This is a genomic window from Pseudomonas sp. AC136, from assembly GCF_979258585.1.
On the sequence record NZ_OZ409865.1, the window covers coordinates 1068482 to 1083548 of the forward strand.

Genomic DNA, 15067 nt, shown 5'->3' on the forward strand with positions numbered 1-15067 from the left:
ATGACCATGCTTAAGTATGTGCTCCACGTTGTGCATGGCACCTATACCCAGCTTCGCAGCCTGGTGATGGTGTTCTCCCATGCCTTCCGCAAACGCGACACCTTGCAGTACCCCGAAGAGCCCGTGTACTTGCCGCCGCGCTACCGCGGCCGCATCGTGCTGACCCGCGACCCCGATGGTGAAGAGCGCTGCGTAGCGTGCAACCTGTGCGCCGTGGCTTGCCCGGTGGGCTGCATCGCCCTGCAGAAAGCCGAGACCGATGACGGTCGCTGGTACCCGGAATTCTTCCGCATCAACTTCTCGCGCTGCATCTTTTGCGGCCTGTGCGAAGAAGCCTGCCCGACCACCGCGATCCAGCTCACGCCGGATTTCGAAATGGCTGAGTTCAAGCGTCAGGATCTGGTGTACGAGAAAGAAGACCTGCTGATTTCCGGTCCCGGTAAAAACCCGGACTACAACTTCTACCGCGTGGCCGGTATGGCCATTGCTGGCAAGCCGAAGGGCGCGGCGCAAAACGAAGCCGAGCCGATCAACGTCAAGGGGTTGCTGCCGTAATGCGCGCTCAACTGACTCTGAATGTGGCGACCGGCCGTTGGCTGCCTGTATCCGTCGTGGGAATCTGACTATGGAATTCGCTTTCTACTTCGCGTCCGGCGTGGCGGTGGTGTCCACTCTTCGAGTGATCACCAACACCAACCCGGTTCACGCCCTGCTCTACCTGATCATCTCGTTGTTGGCTGTGTCGATGACGTTCTTCAGCCTCGGCGCGACGTTTGCCGGTGCGCTGGAAATCATCGTGTATGCCGGCGCCATCATGGTGCTGTTCGTGTTCGTGGTGATGATGCTCAACCTCGGCCCTGTTGCCGCCGATCAGGAGCGTATCTGGCTCAAGCCCGGCATCTGGTTCGGCCCGGCGCTGCTGGCGTTGTTGCTGCTGGCTGAATTGCTCTACGTGCTGTTCGGCAACCCGAGCGCCGGCGCCATCGGCCTGACCACCGTTGACGCCAAAGCCGTGGGCATCAGCCTGTTTGGCCCGTACCTGCTGGTTGTTGAGCTGGCCTCCATGCTGCTGTTGGCAGCGGTAGTCGCCGCGTTCCACCTCGGCCGTCAAGAGGCGAAGGAAATCCAATGATGAATTCGATCCCCCTGGAACACGGCCTCGCCGTAGCGGGTGTGCTGTTCTGTCTCGGCCTGGTAGGCCTGATGGTGCGCCGCAACATTCTGTTCGTGCTGATGAGCCTGGAAATCATGATGAACGCCGCCGGTTTGGCCTTTATCGTGGCCGGCAGCCGCTGGGCACAGCCTGACGGGCAAGTGATGTTCATTCTGGTGCTGACCTTGGCTGCCGCCGAAGCCAGCATCGGCCTGGCCGTGTTGTTGCAGCTCTACCGCCGCTTCCACACCCTCGATATCGACGCTGCCAGCGAGATGCGCGGATGAACCTTTTATTCCTGACATTTACCTTCCCCCTTATCGGCTGGCTGCTGCTGTCGTTCTCGCGCGGCAAATGGTCGGAAAACGTCTCGGCGCTGATCGGCGTGGGCTCCGTTGGCCTGTCGGCCCTGACCACCGCCTTTCTGATCTACCAATTCAACGTCAACCCGCCAGAAGGCGGCGTGTACAGCCAGGTGCTGTGGCAATGGATGTCGGTAGACGGCTTCGCCCCGAGCTTCACCCTGTACCTGGACGGCCTGTCGCTGACCATGCTGGGCGTCGTCACCGGCGTAGGCTTTCTGATTCACCTGTTCGCCTCGTGGTACATGCGCGGTGAAGCCGGTTACTCGCGCTTCTTCTCGTACACCAACCTGTTTATCACCAGCATGTTGTTCCTGGTTCTGGGCGATAACTTGCTGTTCCTGTACTTCGGTTGGGAAGGCGTGGGCCTGTGCAGTTACCTGCTGATCGGCTTCTACTACAGCAACCGCAACAACGGTAACGCCGCACTCAAGGCCTTTATCGTCACCCGTATCGGCGACGTGTTCATGGCCATCGGCCTGTTCCTGCTGTTCCAGCACCTGGGCACGTTGAACATCCAAGAGCTGCTGGTTCTGGCGCCGCAAAAACTGCAGGCCGGGGATACCTGGATGTGGTGGGCAACCCTGATGCTGCTGGGTGGCGCGGTAGGTAAATCGGCTCAGTTGCCGCTGCAAACCTGGCTCGCCGATGCAATGGCCGGCCCTACTCCGGTTTCCGCGCTGATTCACGCGGCCACCATGGTGACCGCTGGCGTGTACCTGATTGCCCGCACCCATGGCCTGTTCCTGCTGGCGCCGGAAGTGCTGGAGCTGGTTGGCATCGTCGGCGGCGTGACGCTGGTACTCGCCGGCTTCGCGGCACTGGTACAAACCGACATCAAGCGCATCCTCGCTTACTCGACCATGAGCCAGATCGGCTACATGTTCCTGGCCCTGGGCGTTGGCGCCTGGGACGCAGCGATTTTCCACCTGATGACCCACGCCTTCTTCAAGGCCCTGCTGTTCCTCGCCTCCGGTTCGGTGATCGTCGCCTGCCACCACGAGCAGAACATCTTCAAGATGGGCGGCCTGTGGAAGAAGCTGCCGTTGGCCTACGCAAGCTTTATCGTCGGCGGCGCTGCACTGGCTGCCCTGCCCTTCGTGACCGCCGGCTTCTATTCCAAGGATGAAATTCTTTGGGAAGCCTTCGCCAGCGGCCACACCGGTTTGCTGTACGCCGGTCTGGTCGGTGCGTTCATGACCTCGCTGTACACCTTCCGCCTGATCTTTATCGCCTTCCACGGCGAGGCGAAAACCGAGGCCCATGCCGGTCACGGCATCAGCCACTGGTTGCCGCTGTCGGTGCTGATCGTGCTGTCGACCTTTATCGGCGCGCTCATCAGCCCGCCGCTGGCTGGTGTGCTGCCGGAAAGCTTCGGCCACGCCGGTGGCGAAGCCAAACACAGCCTGGAGCTGTCGTCGGGCCTAATCGCCATTGCCGGTATCGCCCTGGCTGCGGTGCTGTTCCTCGGCAAGCGCCGTTTCGCCACCGCAGTGGCCAACAGCGGCCCGGGCAAATTGCTCTCGGCCTGGTGGTTCGCTGCGTGGGGCTTCGACTGGATCTACGACAAGCTGTTCGTGCAGCCGTACCTGCTGATCACCCGCCTGCTGGGCAACGACCCCATCAACAGCAGCATCGGTGTGGTTCCGCGCTTGGTACGCCTGGGTAACAGCCTGATGAGCCGTACGGAAACCGGCAACCTGCGCTGGTACTCGGCCTCGGTGGCCGGCGGTGCCGTGCTGCTGCTCGCCCTTCTTCTGATTTTGAATTAAGGAAAACAGCCCGTCATGATTCTGCCTTGGCTAATCCTGATTCCCTTTATCGGCGGCCTGCTGTGCTGGCAGGCCGAACGGTTCGGCAACACCCTGCCGCGCTGGATCGCCCTGCTCAGCATGGTGCTGCTGTTCGGCCTGAGCCTCTGGCTGTGGACCACCGGTAACTTCAGCCTGGCGCCCGCGCCAGGTGCGGAGCCGGTTTGGGCCCACGAGTTCAAGGTGCAATGGATCGAGCGCTTCGGCATCACCATTCACTTGGCCATGGACGGTTTGTCCGTGCTGATGATCGTGCTCACCGGCTTGCTCGGTGTGCTGTCCGTGCTCTGTTCCTGGAATGAAATCCAGAACCGCGTCGGCTTCTTTCACCTCAACCTGCTGTGGATTCTCGGCGGTGTGGTAGGCGTGTTCCTCGCCATCGACCTGTTCCTGTTTTTCTTCTTCTGGGAAATGATGCTGGTGCCGATGTACTTCCTCATCGCGCTCTGGGGTCACAGCGGCAGCAAAGGCAACACCCGCATCAATGCGGCCACCAAGTTCTTCATCTACACCCAGGCCAGCGGCCTGATCATGTTGGTGGCGATTCTTGGGCTGGTGTTCGTCAACTACAACGCCACGGGCGTGATCACCTTCAACTACGCCGACCTGCTGAAGACCAAGCTGTCCGAAGGCACCGAATACGTGTTGATGCTCGGCTTCTTCATTGCCTTCGCAGTGAAGTTTCCGGTGGTGCCCTTCCACTCCTGGCTGCCCGACGCCCACGCGCAGGCGCCAACTGCAGGCTCGGTCGACCTGGCCGGTATCCTGTTGAAAACCGCGGCCTATGGTTTGCTGCGTTTCGCCCTGCCGCTGTTCCCTAATGCGTCGGCGGAGTTCGCTCACATCGCCATGTACCTTGGCGTGTTTGCGATCATCTACGGTGCCCTGCTGTCGTTTGCTCAAACCGACATCAAGCGCCTGATCGCCTACTCCAGCGTGTCGCACATGGGCTTTGTGCTGATTGCCATCTACTCCGGCAGCCAGATCGCCTTGCAAGGCGCGGTGGTGCAAATGATTGCCCACGGTCTGTCGGCCTCGGCGCTGTTTATTCTCAGCGGCCAGTTGTATGAGCGCCTGCACACTCGCGACATGCGCGAAATGGGCGGTATCTGGGGACGCCTGCCGTACCTGCCGGCCATCAGCCTGTTCTTCGCTGCAGCGGCTCTGGGCTTGCCGGGCACCGGTAACTTTGTCGGCGAATTCCTGATTCTGGTCGGCGCGTTCAAAGCCTTCCCGTGGTTCACCATCGTGGCGGCAACCGGCCTGGTGTTTGGCTCGGTGTACTCGCTGATCATGATTCACCGTGCCTACTTTGGTCCGACCAAGTCTGACGATGTACTGCGAGGCATGAACGCCCGTGAGATGTTCATGGTGCTGGGCCTGGCGGTGTTGCTGATTCTGCTTGGGGTCTACCCGCAGCCGATTCTGGACACCTCGTCGGCCACTATGCAGGGCATCCAACACTGGCTGGGTACCGCTTCCACTCAACTCGCATCGGGCCGGTAGCCTGTAATGGAAAGCCGCGTTATGGAATTCACGACTCAACACCTGCTCGCCCTGCTCCCGCTGCTGGTGGTTTGCGCCACCATCGTGGTGGTGATGCTGGCCATCGCCTGGCGACGCAACCACAGCCAGACCTTCATCTTGTCGGGTCTGGGTTTGAACCTGGCCTTGCTGTCGATCATTCCCGCCGTCAAAGCCACACCGCTGGCGGTCACCAGCCTGCTGCTGGTCGACAACTTCGCCAACTTCTACATCGGCCTGATTCTGGTCTCGACCCTCGCTTGCGTGACCCTGGTTCACGCCTACATGGGCGATGACAAGGTCGGCTTCCCCGGCAACCGTGACGAGTTGTACCTGCTGATTCTGCTGGCCGCCGCCGGTGGCATCGTGCTGGTCTGCGCCCAGCACCTGGCTGGTTTGTTTATCGGTCTGGAACTGCTGTCGGTGCCGGTCTACGGCATGGTCGCGTACGCGTTCTTCAACAAGCGCTCGCTGGAAGCCGGCATCAAATACATGGTGCTTTCGGCCGCCGGTTCGGCGTTCCTGTTGTTCGGTATGGCCCTGCTGTATGCCGACGCCGGCACCCTGAGCTTCACCGGCATCGGCGCCAAGCTGGCCGCCACTGGCGCACAAAGCGCCATGGCGCAGTTGGGCATGGGCATGATGCTGGTTGGCCTGGCGTTCAAGCTGTCGCTGGTGCCGTTCCACCTATGGACGCCCGACGTTTACGAAGGCGCGCCCGCACCCGTGGCCGCGTTCCTGGCTACCGCCAGTAAAGTGGCCGTGTTCGTGGTGATGGTTCGCTTGTTCCTGCTCTCCCCGGCCGCCAACGAAGGGCTGCTGACCACCGTGCTGTCGGTGATCGCCGTGGCTTCGATTCTGGTCGGCAACCTGCTCGCCCTGCTGCAGAACAACCTCAAGCGTCTGCTGGGTTATTCCTCCATCGCCCACTTCGGCTACCTGATGATCGCGGTCATCGCCGGCAAAGGCTTGGCCGTGGAAGCGGTTGGCGTGTACCTGGCCACCTACGTGCTGACCAGCCTTGGCGCGTTTGGCGTGGTGACACTGATGTCCACGCCATTCAGCGGCCGCGATGCCGACGCCTTGTACGAATACCGCGGCCTGTTCTGGCGCCGTCCGTACCTGACCGCCGTGCTCACGGTGATGATGCTGTCGCTGGCGGGTATTCCGCTGACCTCCGGCTTTATCGGCAAGTTCGTGGTGGTTATGGTTGGCGTGCAAACCCAACAATGGTGGCTGCTGGGCGCCTTGGTGCTGGGCAGCGCGATCGGCGTTTTCTACTACCTGCGCGTGATGGTCACCTTGTTCCTGGTGGAACCGAATCTGCATCGGCACGATGCACCGTTCAACTGGGGTCAGCGTACCGGCGGCATCATGCTGCTGGCCGTGGCGCTGCTGGCCTTCGTGCTCGGCGTGTACCCACAACCGCTGCTGGAACTGGTGCAACACTCCACCATGGTGCTGACGCCATAAGCGCAGCGCCCATAAAAAAGCCCGGCTCATGCCGGGCTTTTTTATGGGGCGAGAATCTGAGCCGCAGCCCGCGTCAGCGCCACCCAATGCGCAGCAATTTACTGAGGTAGCCGGGTCGCAGCGCTTGCCAACACGACAGGGTCACGGCCTGCCGATAAAAGCGGCGCGCCGAACAGCCATCACCGACTAAAAGCGCCGCTCGAAACAGCGATAGATAACATTGAGCCGCATAACGCTGGCGCAAGCGCTGGCACTCGTCCGGCAGTTGCGCAAACACTTCATGGAGCATGCTTTGGGCCACCGACTCTTCGTCCGCTCGGCTGTGGCGCAGGCTATCGCGGTGTTTATAAACCCGAGCCAAAGGGTGGGTCGTCGTCACGGCGGAGCCACTCACCAAAACATAGGCAAACACCGCCACATCTTCGCCGCTGCGCAGTGTTTCCGGGTAAGGGCGTTGCAGCAGCAGATCGCGGCGGAATAGGCAGCGGCTATGGGAAATGGAAATTCGCTTTTGCAGCAGATAGCGGCGGCACCGCTGCACTGGCGTGCCCGTCACGGGTGTGGGCAGCCTGACGCGTTGGCTGCCATCGGCATACACCGAAACCTGTGCGCCCAGCACCATGGCCGCCGAGGGCGTCGCGCGCAACGCCTCGCGCAAGGTCTGGAAGGCGTCTGGTAGCAACTCATCATCGGCATCCAGCATCAGCACATAGGCGCCGCGCGCCGCCTGCACCCCGCGATTTCGCGCCGCTGCGGCTCCGGCATTGTCTTGGCGGATTATCTGAAAACAGCCAGCAAATCGTCGGGTGTAGCGCTGCAATACGTCCGGCGTGTGGTCGTCGGAGCCGTCGTCGATAACAAGCAACTCAATATCGTCGCCCCATTGGCTTATCACCGAATCCAGCGCTCTGGGCAGCACGTGGGCGTAGTTGTAGGTGGGCACGATCACGCTGATAAGCAACTCAGGCGCCGGAACTGGGGTTCTCTGCGCAGCTGCAACAGGAAAAGAGGTGAGTTGCCCCACTGCGAAGCGGCTTCGCAACAGTGGCAAGAAAGAACGCAACGCGGCCCGAGGAATCGGGCCGCCCAACGCTTTTGAAAGGGTTAACGTCATGGCGACCCTCCTCCAAAAAAGGGTCGCAAGCTTCTCGACAAGCCGCAGCGGTTAATGCAGGACCGACAGCTGCATCCAGTGGGCAGTTACCTAAAGACAGCGCGCCTTTTAGTCACTTTTAAGAAGGCAGGCGCACTTTCTGATTGCCGCTGGTGAAAATGCCCCAGCAAGAAAGGAATAGCGCCGCAATCAACGGGCCGATCACAAAACCGTTCAAGCCAAAGATCGTGAGCCCACCGAGGGTCGATAGCAGAATCATGTAGTCCGGCATGCGGGTGTCGCGGCCAACCAGAATCGGGCGCAGCACGTTGTCGACCATACCGATCACCAACACGCCCCAGACGCTGAGCGCCACGCCCTGCCAGATGGCGCCCGTGGCGAGGAAGTAAACCGCCACCGGCACCCAGACAATGCCTCCACCCACTGCCGGCAGCAGCGACAAAAACGCCATCAGCACCGCCCATAGCAGCGGGCTGGTAATGCCCAGAAACCAGAACGCCAGACCGCCCAGCGCGCCCTGCGTCACCGCCACCAGCACGTTGCCTTTCACTGTGGCGCGCACCACGCGGGTGAAGCGCAATTGCAGCCGGCGCTTTTGCCCGTCATTCAGCGGAATGGCGCTACGGATACGCCGCACCAGTTCCTGGCCGTCGCGCAGAAAGAAGAACAGCAAATACAGCATGATCGCGAAGCTGATCAGAAACTCGAAGGTGTTCTGCCCCAGGGTGAACGCCTGGCTGGCGACGGCTTGGCTGCCTTGCATGGCGCCGCTGATGGCTTTGTCTTTGAGGCCATTGAGGCTGCCCATGCCGAAACGGTCCATCTGCCCCTGCACGTAGGTGGGCAGGTGACGTTTGATTTCGAAAATGTAGGCGCCGATGTCCAGCTCGCCGCTTTCGATACGTTTGTAGAGTTCGCCGGCTTCCTGCACCAGCAAGGCGGTGGTGAACACCACGGGCAAAATGGCGATGCACAGGCACACCAGCAACGTAGCCAAGGCGGTCAGGTTGCGTGAGCCTTGGTGGCGACGGGCGAGGTGGCGCTGCAGCGGGTTAAACAAAATGGCCAGGATTACTGCCCAGAACACGGCGCCGTAGTACGGCAGCAAAATCCAGCCGAAGGCGAGCGTTACTGCGGTCAGCAGGACGAGGAAGAGTTTGTTTTCAATTGCGGGGTCGGCCATGGCTGCTCGCGGTTTGTGGAAGGCTGATGTGCCATTAGTCCGCGAGCAGCCAGGCAAGTGCAGGTTTTATCAGTGCTGCGCTTGAAGTGCCTTGTTCAAGCCTGCATGGCCCAACCATCGACGTTCATGGCCGCTTGGCGCAGCGCCTCGGAACGTGTCGGGTGCGGGTGGCAAGTCAGGGCGATATCTTCAGCCGAGGCGGCGAATTCCATGGCCACGCAATATTCGCCAATCAGCTCGCTGACGCTGGGTCCAATGAGATGCACGCCGAGAATTTCGTCGCTGCGCTCATCGGCCAGCACTTTTACAAAGCCCTCGCTTTCGTGGTTGATTTTGGCCCGGCTGTTGCCGGCGAATGGAAACTTGCCGACCTTGTAGGCCCGCCCTTCGGCCTTGAGCTGCTCCTCGGTTTTGCCCACCGTCGCCACTTCCGGCTTGGTGTAGATCACGTTTGGAATCAGCGCGTAGTTGACCTCACCGGCTTTGCCGACGATTTGTTCGATGCAGGCAATCGCCTCGTCTTCGGCCTTGTGCGCCAGCATCGGGCCAGAGGTCACGTCGCCAATGATCCAGATGCCTGGCACGCCCGAGCGGTGTTTCTGGTTTTCCAACATGCCGCGTTTGTCTGGCGTGATACCCACGGTTTCCAGGCCCAGGCCTTGGGTGAACGGGCGGCGGCCGATGGCGACCAGCACATAGTCGGCTTCCAAGGTTTGTTTTTCGCCGCCAGCCGCCGGTTCGATTTCCACGGTCACACCGGTGGCCGTGGCGGTGGCGCTACTGACCTTGCTGCCGAGCTTGAATGCAAAGCCTTGTTTGGCCAGAGAACGCTGGAAGGTTTTGCCGGTTTCCAGATCCAGCCCCGGGCAGATGCGGTCGAGGTATTCGACCACCGTGACCTCGCTGCCGAGCCGGCGCCACACCGAGCCGAGTTCCAAGCCAATCACCCCGGCGCCCACAATCACCAGGTGCTTGGGCACTTCGGGCAGCGACAGCGCGCCGGTGGAATCGAGGATGCGTTGGTTATCGATGGTCACGCCTGGCAGCGGCGTGGGCTCGGAGCCGGTGGCGATGACGATGTCTTTGGCCGTCAGCACTTGCTCGCTGCCATCGGCGGCTTTGACCACCACCCTGCCCGGCCCATCGATGCGGCCCCAGCCTTTGATCCATTCGGCTTTGTTCTTGCGAAAAAGGAACTCGATGCCTTTGGTCAGCGTGGTCACGCTTTCGTCTTTCTGCTTCATCATTTGCGCCAGGTTGAGCGTGGGTTTGACCTCAATGCCCAGCTTGGCGAATTCCGGGCCTACGGCCGCCTCGTATAACTCGGACGCGTGCAGCAGCGCTTTCGATGGCATGCAGCCGACATTCAGGCAGGTGCCGCCCAGGGTGTCTCGCCCTTCCACACACGCGACTTTAAGCCCGAGTTGGCCGGCACGAATCGCCGCGTTGTAGCCCCCTGGGCCGCCGCCAATTACCACTACGTCGTAGTTGCTCATGCTGGTTCTCCGGTTGGGAAATTTCTTAGCAGTAAAGACTGCAATTGATTCGTTGGTGGACGGAAAAGCATCGCGGCTGAGGCCGCTCCTACAGGTTTGTAATTTGCGCATGGCGTTTATGCCACCAAGCTTGGCACTTATATTACGGCCTTCATATTGTTTTACATGACGAGTGTAATTTAGGCTGTAAGCGTGATGCCAGTGCGGCTTGATACTTTTAGTTCGTTAACGCTTGAGAGGTCTTTATGAGCATGTCCCGCGAGGAAAAAATCCAGGCTTGGCTGGCAGCTGCCGACGATTTGCGTGCGCGTTTGGCGGCACCCGACACCATGACATTGAAGCAAGTGGCCGGCATGAGCCCGCAGGAATTTTTCGATGGCATCGGCAGCGGCCAACTGCCCTCGCCGCCCATTAACGAGCCTATGGCGATGGTGCCGATGGAATGGTCCAGCGGCCATTTCATCTTTCAGGGCCACCCCGCGCTTATGCACTACAACCCGCTGGGCAGCGTGCACGGCGGCTACATCGCCACCATGCTCGATTCGGCCATGGGCTGCGCGATCCACACCATGCTCAGCAAAGGCCAGGGCTACACCACCACGGATTTACGCATCAGCTACGTGCGCGCCGTCACCACCGCTGTCGGCCCGATTCGCGCTGAAGGGCGAATCATCCACGTCGGCCGCTCCACCGCGCTCGCCGAAGGCCGCCTGTACGACGTAGACGACAAGCTCTACGCCACCGGCTCCACCACCTGTTTGATCATGAACATGCACGGCTAAGGCCGCGTCGCAGGAGAAGCACCATGGAAAACATCGTAATCGCCGGCTACGCCCGCTCGCCGTTTCACTTTGCCCGCAAAGGCGGCCTGATCAATGTGCGCCCCGATGACCTCGCCGCCCAAGTGGTGAAAGAGCTGGTGGGGCGCCTCGACATCGACCCACGGGAAATCGAAGACCTGATCATGGGCTGCGCCTACCCCGAAGCCGAGCAAGGCATGAACATCGCGCGCATCACCAGTTTTCTCGCTGGCCTGCCCGACACCTTGGGCGGCGCCACCGTCAACCGCTTCTGCGGCTCGTCCATGACCGGCGTGCACTTCGCCGCTGGGCAAATTCTGCTCGGCGCCGGCGAGGCGTTTATTTGCGCGGGCGTGGAATCGATGACCCGCGTGCCCATGGGCGGCTTCAATATTTCGCCCAACCCGAAACTGCTTGAGAGTTTCCCCCAGGCGTATATGTCGATGGGCCAGACGGCCGAGAACGTCGCCAACCTGTACAGCATCAGCCGCGAAGAGCAAGAGCTGATGGCAGTCGACTCCCACGCCAAAGCCGCCAAGGCGCGCGAACTCGGTTACTTCACCGACGAAATCGTGCCCATCGCCACGCCTGAAGGGCTGGTCAGCGAAGACGGCTGCATTCGCCCCGGCACTAATGCCGACGCACTGGCCACGCTCAAACCGGCGTTCGGCGGCAGCGTCACCGCCGGCACCGCCTCGCCATTAACCGACGGCGCCGCAGCGGTGTTCGTCTGCACGGAAACCTTTGCCAAACGCTGGAACCTTGATGTGCTGGCCCGCGTACGCGCCGTGGCCGTGGCCGGCTGCGCGCCGGAAATCATGGGCATGGGTCCGCTTCACGCCACGCGCAAGCTGCTGCAACGTGAAGGGCTGAGCATCAACGACATCGACCTGGTGGAAATCAACGAAGCCTTCTCCAGCCAATCCATTGCCTGCGTACGCGAGTTGGGCCTGGACATGGCCAAGGTCAACCTCGACGGCGGCGCGCTGGCCATGGGTCACCCGCTCGGCGCCACCGGTGCGCGTATCACCGGCAAAGCGGCCTCGCTGCTCAAACGCACGGGCGGGCGTTTCGCCATTGCCACCCAGTGCATCGCCGGCGGCCAGGGCGTGGCGACGTTGCTGGAAGCGGTCTGACGTTCAGGTGCCGGCTGGTTTAGAATGACGGCCGGCATTTCACGTTATTGGAGGGCGTTGCCATGCGTTACTCAGAAGATCACAAGGCACAAACTCACCAGCGCATCATCGACGAAGCGTCGGAGCGTTTTCGCCGCGACGGCATCGGCGCCACCGGCCTGCAACCGCTGATGAAAGCGCTGGGCCTGACCCACGGCGGCTTTTATGCGCATTTCAAATCCAAGGATGACCTGGTTGAGCAAGCGCTCAGCGCGGCTGCGGAAAAACTGGCCGACGGCGTCGAGAAAACCTTCTCTGAAGCGCAGCCCCTGCAGAGCTTTATCCGCTACTACCTGAGCAACACCCACCGCACCCACCCCGGCAAAGGCTGCCCACTGACTACGATGTGCGCCGAACTGGGCCAGCGCGGCCAAGCCAGCCCCACAACCGACGCCGTGGTGCAAAGCCGCTTCAGCAAACTGGCAGAACACTTGGAAGGGCCAGATGCCGATGAGCAAGCCATCGCCCTGCTCTCAACCCTTGTAGGCGCATTGGTGCTGTCGCGCAGCGTGGCCGATCCGCAGTTGTCCGAGCGCATTTTGCAAGGCGCCAAGCAGCAGTTGTTTAAGCAAGTGCAAGCCGATAGCGAGCAATAGCGTCAGACAGGCTCGATGCCCAACTGGCCCCACTGCGCGCGGGTGAGGCCTTGGCGGTTGTGGTAGTCGTGCCACGGCTCGCGCGGCAGACCTTCAAGTCGCGCCTGCAGGTTGGCGACGGTCCATTGCGCAGCACTTTGCAGCGTGCCTAGTTCGTCCCGCTCAATCGGCACCGACACCGGCAAGCCCGGACGCGCGCGCACCGAGTAGGCACTGGCGGTGCTGGCGCCGCGTTGGTTGCGCAGGTAGTCGATAAAGATTTTCCCCACCCGATTCTGCGGCCCCATTTTGTCGGTGAAGCGCTCCGGCGCTTGGTTGGCCATATGGTTCGCAAGGGCCTTCGCGAACGCCTTCACGCTGTCCCAACCGGCCTGTTTTCGCAGTGGCACTACAATGTGCATGCCCTTCCCGCCACTGGTTTTCAGCCAGGCCTCCAAGCCCACGACATCCAATAATGCGAGGGTCGCCTGCGTCGCCTCGACCATGGCACTCCATGGCAGCGCGGGGTCCGGGTCGAGGTCGAGAATCAGCCGGTCCGGCGTTTCCACCGCCGCACTGGTGGCGCCCCAGGTGTGCAGTTCGATACAGCCCATCTGCACCGCGCCAATCAGCGCCGGCAAGCTGTCGACTTGCATCAGTTGCGGATGCGCCGGGTCGATTGCTTGGTCCAAATGAGTGATGTGCGGAATCGCCAGATGCTGGGCGTGCTTCTGGAAGAAATGCTCGCCGTCCACGCCATCTGGCGCGCGCAGCAACGAAACCGGCCGGCCTTTAAGGTGCGGAAGAATCCACTCGCTGATGCCGTGATAGAACTGCGCCAGCTCCACTTTTTGCGTACCGCTCTGCGCATCGATGACCCGCTCGGGATGGCTGATCGACACCTCATCAAGCAGTTGCCGGCCCTTGCCATCTGCACCGTGCGGATGATTCGCCGCCTCGCCCGCAGGCATGCCTTGGCGTTGGGTTTTCGGCGCAACGACGTCGGACGTTTGTGCGCGTTTATGTTCGCTCATGGCCCCGCCCTTGGCGCGTTAACTCGCCTTGCTGGTTTTGGTGGATTTGCGCGCAGGCGCTTTGGCTTTCGACGCGGTGCTTTTGTTCGCACTGCTGCGCGAGCTTTTTGCTCTTGGCGCGGGCGCCTCGTCTTCTTCCGACTCCTTGCTGGATGCCGCCGCGCCCTTCTTCGCCGTCGGCTTGCCACCCAGGCTGCGTTTGAGCAGTTCGGTGAGGTCGATAACGTCGGCGGTGCGCCGGCCTTCTTCGCCGGGCGCCTGCTCGACCGCTTCGATCTTGCCCTGCTGCGCCTTCTGCTCTACGAGCTGCATGATCTTGTCGGTGAAGCTGTCCTGGTAATCGTCCGGGGACCATTCGCCGCTCATGTCCTCTACCAGGCGCTTGGCCATTTCCAGCTCACCCTTGGCCAGCTTGGCATTGCTCACCGAGGCCGGCAGCTCCAGGCTCGCCAGGCTGCGCACTTCGCTGGGCCAGCGCAGCATCACCAAAACCATGGCGTCTTCGATGGGCATCAGGGCCGCCAGGTGCTGCTTGGTATGTAAAACCACCAGCGCCAGCGCCACCTTTTTGGTGCTGGCCAGGGTTTCGCGCAACAAGGCATACACCTTCTCGCCGCGCTTGTCGGGACTGAGGTAATACGGCGTGTCGATGTGCTGCAGGGGAATTTCTGCGCTGTCGACGAACGAGAAAATGTCGATGGTTTGCGTGGACGCCGGGTGCGCTTCGCGAATTTCCTCCTCGCTCAGCACCACGTACTGGCCCTTCTCGTACTCCACGCCTTTGACGATGTTCTCGCGGTCGATTTCTTTGCCGGTGACTTTATTCACGCGCTTGTAGCCCACGGGCTCCATGCTGCGTTTGTCCAGCCAATCGAAGTCGACGCCCTGGGAGGCGGTGGCGGAGTTAAGCGCCACGGGGATGTGCACCAAGCCAAAACTGATGGCGCCTTTCCAGATGGCTCGTGCCATGACCGGCGTTCCTCGCTCAATTCTTCAGTAAGTGTTCAGGCGCTGCCGAAACTTGCGCTACAGCGTCACGCCGTCGCTGTAGGTCACGCGGTCCAGCTGCGTGATGTCGCTGATCTCGCGCAACATATTGTCGGCGGCGGTTTCCGCCTCGTTCTCGCACACGCAACCCGGCACGATCACCCACAACACGCGCACTTCGGCGCCCATGCGCTTAGGCTGGTATTCGATCAGGCCCACGTAGTTGTGGCCTTCCTTCATGGCATCGGTCCAGGCGATGCAGGTGTCGAAATCACGAAACATGGTTGCTTTCCCCCTACAGGGCCTTGTATGGCTCACTGAAATTGGGACCGGCAGGGTTAAAAAAGAGTTGCAGTTTTGTTTGTGGCGCCGCGCTGCCC

At 61.2% G+C, this 15067-nt stretch carries 14 protein-coding genes and 1 pseudogene; 9 read left to right on the forward strand and 6 right to left on the reverse strand.

Going from position 1 to position 15067, the window contains the following annotated elements:
* The first annotated feature begins 6 nt into the window (after positions 1–6).
* The 6 genes from nuoI to nuoN all read left to right on the forward strand — a co-directional run bounded on the left by nuoI (position 7) and on the right by nuoN (position 6323).
* The gene (gene nuoI / locus ACZZZU_RS04775; protein ID WP_122498027.1) at positions 7–555 is read left to right on the forward strand and encodes an NADH-quinone oxidoreductase subunit NuoI; all 549 of its coding nucleotides are present in this window, start codon (positions 7–9) and stop codon (positions 553–555) included.
* A gap of 70 nt (positions 556–625) precedes the next feature.
* Positions 626–1132 (forward strand): NADH-quinone oxidoreductase subunit J, encoded by a 507-nt coding sequence (gene nuoJ / locus ACZZZU_RS04780; protein WP_463549923.1) that lies wholly within the window; start codon positions 626–628, stop codon positions 1130–1132.
* The gene (gene nuoK / locus ACZZZU_RS04785; RefSeq protein ID WP_122453234.1) at positions 1132–1440 is read left to right on the forward strand and encodes an NADH-quinone oxidoreductase subunit NuoK; all 309 of its coding nucleotides are present in this window, start codon (positions 1132–1134) and stop codon (positions 1438–1440) included. Before nuoJ ends, nuoK begins: the two co-directional genes overlap by 1 nt.
* A complete protein-coding gene (gene nuoL / locus ACZZZU_RS04790; protein ID WP_463549924.1) occupies positions 1437–3287 on the forward strand; it encodes an NADH-quinone oxidoreductase subunit L in 1851 nt (616 codons plus the stop codon). The genes nuoK and nuoL overlap by 4 nt, the downstream gene beginning before the upstream one ends.
* A 15-nt stretch (positions 3288–3302) precedes the next feature.
* On the forward strand, positions 3303–4832 hold the full coding sequence (nuoM, locus tag ACZZZU_RS04795) for an NADH-quinone oxidoreductase subunit M (RefSeq protein ID WP_122498021.1): 1530 nt from the start codon (positions 3303–3305) through the stop codon (positions 4830–4832).
* A 21-nt stretch (positions 4833–4853) separates the two neighbouring features.
* Positions 4854–6323 (forward strand): NADH-quinone oxidoreductase subunit NuoN, encoded by a 1470-nt coding sequence (gene nuoN / locus ACZZZU_RS04800; protein WP_463549925.1) that lies wholly within the window; start codon positions 4854–4856, stop codon positions 6321–6323.
* Between the two features lie 73 nt (positions 6324–6396).
* On the opposite strand, the gene ACZZZU_RS04805 is transcribed toward nuoN, so the two are convergent.
* The 3 genes from ACZZZU_RS04805 to lpdA form a co-directional block, all read right to left on the reverse strand.
* Positions 6397–7284 (reverse strand): glycosyltransferase family 2 protein, encoded by an 888-nt coding sequence (locus ACZZZU_RS04805; protein ID WP_463549926.1) that lies wholly within the window; start codon positions 7282–7284, stop codon positions 6397–6399.
* Positions 7285–7555: 271 nt separating this feature from the next.
* Entirely contained in the window at positions 7556–8620 is a 1065-nt protein-coding gene (locus ACZZZU_RS04810) for an AI-2E family transporter (RefSeq protein WP_122498015.1), read from the reverse strand.
* Positions 8621–8715: 95 nt separating this feature from the next.
* A complete protein-coding gene (gene lpdA / locus ACZZZU_RS04815) occupies positions 8716–10116 on the reverse strand; it encodes a dihydrolipoyl dehydrogenase (protein ID WP_122498013.1) in 1401 nt (466 codons plus the stop codon).
* A gap of 245 nt (positions 10117–10361) precedes the next feature.
* Here lpdA and ACZZZU_RS04820 point away from each other — a divergent pair, with 245 nt between their 5' ends.
* The 3 genes from ACZZZU_RS04820 (at position 10362) to ACZZZU_RS04830 (ending at position 12687) form a co-directional block, all read left to right on the forward strand.
* Positions 10362–10898, forward strand: a complete 537-nt coding sequence (locus tag ACZZZU_RS04820) for a PaaI family thioesterase (RefSeq protein WP_122498011.1) — start codon at positions 10362–10364, stop codon at positions 10896–10898.
* A 23-nt stretch (positions 10899–10921) separates the two neighbouring features.
* A complete protein-coding gene (locus tag ACZZZU_RS04825; RefSeq protein WP_463382480.1) occupies positions 10922–12052 on the forward strand; it encodes a thiolase family protein in 1131 nt (376 codons plus the stop codon).
* 62 nt (positions 12053–12114) lie between these two features.
* Positions 12115–12687, forward strand: coding sequence for a TetR/AcrR family transcriptional regulator (locus ACZZZU_RS04830; RefSeq protein WP_463382479.1), 573 nt, complete (start codon positions 12115–12117; stop codon positions 12685–12687).
* A gap of 2 nt (positions 12688–12689) precedes the next feature.
* Here the strand turns inward: ACZZZU_RS04830 and ligD are convergent.
* From ligD to ACZZZU_RS04845, 3 genes and pseudogenes are all read right to left on the reverse strand, one after another.
* Positions 12690–13673, reverse strand: a pseudogene (gene ligD, locus ACZZZU_RS04835) (non-homologous end-joining DNA ligase); the annotation flags it as partial.
* A 45-nt stretch (positions 13674–13718) separates the two neighbouring features.
* Positions 13719–14669: a non-homologous end joining protein Ku gene (gene ku / locus ACZZZU_RS04840; RefSeq protein ID WP_463549927.1), complete on the reverse strand. Its 951-nt coding sequence runs from the start codon at positions 14667–14669 to the stop codon at positions 13719–13721.
* A 57-nt stretch (positions 14670–14726) separates the two neighbouring features.
* A complete protein-coding gene (locus ACZZZU_RS04845) occupies positions 14727–14969 on the reverse strand; it encodes a hypothetical protein (protein ID WP_122498001.1) in 243 nt (80 codons plus the stop codon).
* Between the last annotated feature and the right edge of the window lie 98 nt (positions 14970–15067).

Bases quoted from the DNA above. Each gene is read 5' to 3' on its own strand.
- nuoI (WP_122498027.1), top strand. From the start codon at position 7: ATGCTTAAGTATGTGCTCCACGTTGTGCATGGCACCTATACCCAGCTT.
- nuoJ (WP_463549923.1), top strand. From the start codon at position 626: ATGGAATTCGCTTTCTACTTCGCGTCCGGCGTGGCGGTGGTGTCCACT.
- nuoK (WP_122453234.1), top strand. From the start codon at position 1,132: ATGAATTCGATCCCCCTGGAACACGGCCTCGCCGTAGCGGGTGTGCTG.
- nuoL (WP_463549924.1), top strand. From the start codon at position 1,437: ATGAACCTTTTATTCCTGACATTTACCTTCCCCCTTATCGGCTGGCTG.
- nuoM (WP_122498021.1), top strand. From the start codon at position 3,303: ATGATTCTGCCTTGGCTAATCCTGATTCCCTTTATCGGCGGCCTGCTG.
- nuoN (WP_463549925.1), top strand. From the start codon at position 4,854: ATGGAATTCACGACTCAACACCTGCTCGCCCTGCTCCCGCTGCTGGTG.
- ACZZZU_RS04810 (WP_122498015.1), bottom strand. From the start codon at position 8,620: ATGGCCGACCCCGCAATTGAAAACAAACTCTTCCTCGTCCTGCTGACC.
- lpdA (WP_122498013.1), bottom strand. From the start codon at position 10,116: ATGAGCAACTACGACGTAGTGGTAATTGGCGGCGGCCCAGGGGGCTAC.
- ACZZZU_RS04820 (WP_122498011.1), top strand. From the start codon at position 10,362: ATGAGCATGTCCCGCGAGGAAAAAATCCAGGCTTGGCTGGCAGCTGCC.
- ACZZZU_RS04825 (WP_463382480.1), top strand. From the start codon at position 10,922: ATGGAAAACATCGTAATCGCCGGCTACGCCCGCTCGCCGTTTCACTTT.
- ACZZZU_RS04830 (WP_463382479.1), top strand. From the start codon at position 12,115: ATGCGTTACTCAGAAGATCACAAGGCACAAACTCACCAGCGCATCATC.
- ku (WP_463549927.1), bottom strand. From the start codon at position 14,669: ATGGCACGAGCCATCTGGAAAGGCGCCATCAGTTTTGGCTTGGTGCAC.
- ACZZZU_RS04845 (WP_122498001.1), bottom strand. From the start codon at position 14,969: ATGTTTCGTGATTTCGACACCTGCATCGCCTGGACCGATGCCATGAAG.